The following is a 2541-nucleotide window of genomic DNA, read 5'->3' as shown; positions in this document are numbered from 1 at the left end:
ATAGGCTTCATACAATTCCGTTACCAGAACCGCATGCTATGGTAGAGATATCCCGAACAGATGAGATAGCTAACGCAATCCAACAATTCAGCCTCTTGTCGCACGTAACTATTCAGGCATGTGCTAAATCTGAATGCATATCCAATTTTTCCGAGTACCAAATATGGGTCTCATTTGGCATCCATGGACCCCCTCTTACTCCCTGCGACAGTGTAACTCACATTCGTCAGATGTCCATTACATAGTATATAATGGTAAACTATATAACTAAGATCGGACATACTTTAATCCTGATGGAATCTGACGAAAACTCATTCACCATTGAGTCTATTAGTTCGATTGATCATCCTGGTCTCGTTGCATGAACCTTCGAAAAACTCGGTTTAGCTCCAATAATTGAACGTGCTTTACCGAAAATAGGACAACACAAGATATCCAGTTCACAAATTCTCCTGGCATTACTTCTGAACGGACTTGGATTTACTGAGCGACGTCTCTATCTCTTCCCCGATTACTGTCAGCATCTTGACCTCAAGCGCCTTCTGGGTTCAGATATCACAGCAAACACCTTAATGAATCCGTTATTGGTCGTTTATTAGAGCAAATTCATGCGTATGGATCTACGCGGTTGTTTACCGATCTTGTCCTGCAGATGTTTACGGTGTACAAGGAGGGAGTACAGCTCGGTCATGTGGATACCACGGATTTCAGTGTCCATGGAGAATATGAAAATAACTCTGGCGATGGATGCATAAAAATTACAAAGGGACATCCAAAAGACAAACGGTGGGACTTAAAGAGGTTTGTATTGAGCCTTGTCGTAAACCAGCATGGAATTCCCATATTTGCCCGTGCCCATGATGGGAATGAATCGGATAAGGAAACCCTCTTGGCTACAATTCTTTCACTGAAAAAGGCATTCACCTTTGATCCTGGAGTTATTTTCATGGGCGATAGTGCTCTGTATACTGATAAGAATATCAATGCACTAGGTGAGCAGACAAAATGAATTTCCAGTGTTCCTGCAACAATCAAAGAAATGACTGACCTTCTCAAATCAGACTTGATATTTACCCCTACCTCTGATCCCCGTTACTCCTGCTGCGCAGTTGACTCACAATATGGTAATATCACACAAAAATGGATTGTTGTTGCATCTGAAGAGATGAAAATCAGGGAGATGAAAACGTATGATATGAATGTGTCCAAGCGATTAAAGGCGGCGATCAAGGAATTGAAGCAGATATCTGCAGTTTTCTATGCCTGTGAAGCAGATGCGAAGAGTGCATTTTCCAGGTTTCTCTTGGATAATACCTTTGTTATTCCTGTTCACTCGGAGATCGTAACAATCAATAAGCGTGCCAACGGATAAAGGGGAAGACCAAAAGAAGGGGAAGCATTGATCACATCCTATCAGATCGATGCATCAATTAAATTAGACCCAATAAGAATTGAGAAAGAACGCGAATATCTTGTTCGATTCGTTCTCGCGACCAATATTCATGAGCTGGATCCTGAAACAATTCTTAATCACTACAAAGGGCAAATGCTGGTTGAAAAGGGATTCAGATTTCTGAAAGACAAATCATTCAGAGTGGCAGAGGTCTATTTGAAGAGTGAAAAAAGGATTGAAGCATTATGCATGGTGATGGTCCTCTGTCTTATGATCTATTCTTATACGAAGTGGTTGATGAGAAAACGCCTCCAGGAAGAAAAGGAAACAGTGTTGGATCAAAAAAAGAAGCCAACTGCAAAACCTACGATGAAATGGATATATTTCAAATTTAGAGAGATTAAATCCTGTACTGTTCGGATGAAGAATACCATACAGTCATCTGTTCACAACATCAATAACGAGCTCCTGAAAATTTTAGTTTTGCTTGGGCCGGAGTATGAAAAATTCTACGCTTGATTTTTGATCTGGCGAATGTGGGATAATCGAATTCAGGAGAAATTTCCTTAATGGTGATAGATAATTTATAAATCTGAATCTATTCGTGAAAAGAGCTTATCGAACCAATCCCCGGAGCAGGACTGATCCGATTACTGCAGAAAGCCGGAGTTACCCGGCAATCCGCTCCCCAACCATACGTTAAGCACGGCACATCAATATACATCCCAGGTCTTTATAGACATTTGGAAAACCGATAATACAAAAATCTCTATGTTCTTCAGATCGGGTTTTCCTTATATATCCATGAATACACAGGTACATGAGAGATCATATGACAGAACGTGATGAGGTCTTATCGGTACTCAAACGTGAGGTCATGAGCGTTAAAGACCGTTTTGGCGTCAGAAGGATGGGTCTCTTCGGCTCTGTTGTCAGGGATGAGGCCGGCGATCAGAGTGACATCGATATTCTCATAGAACTTGATCCTATATCGGTCTCATACCGGAAATACCTCGATCTTGAAGAACATCTTCAATCATTATTTCCAAGGAAGGTGGAAATTGTCACGACCGACGGGGTTTCCAGATATATTCTCCCGTACATTTCCCGTGAGGTGGTGTGGGTTTGAAAGATGATCTTCCGTTTCT

The 2541-nt window shown here is 41.4% G+C and carries 1 protein-coding gene and 1 pseudogene; both read left to right on the top strand.

Features of this window, described 5'->3' with window-relative positions:
• Positions 1 to 293: 293 nt before the first annotated feature.
• Positions 294 to 1912: pseudogene (locus LUQ50_RS08870) on the top strand (IS1634 family transposase).
• Between the two features lie 313 nt (positions 1913 to 2225).
• Positions 2226 to 2522, top strand: a complete 297-nt coding sequence (locus LUQ50_RS08865; protein ID WP_300039322.1) for a nucleotidyltransferase domain-containing protein — start codon at positions 2226 to 2228, stop codon at positions 2520 to 2522.
• The last annotated feature ends 19 nt before the right edge of the window (positions 2523 to 2541 follow it).

Origin of the sequence: Methanospirillum sp. (assembly GCF_028679455.1) — an archaeon.
GTDB lineage: Archaea > Halobacteriota > Methanomicrobia > Methanomicrobiales > Methanospirillaceae > Methanospirillum.
This window is presented reverse-complemented; position numbering and strand designations above follow the sequence as displayed.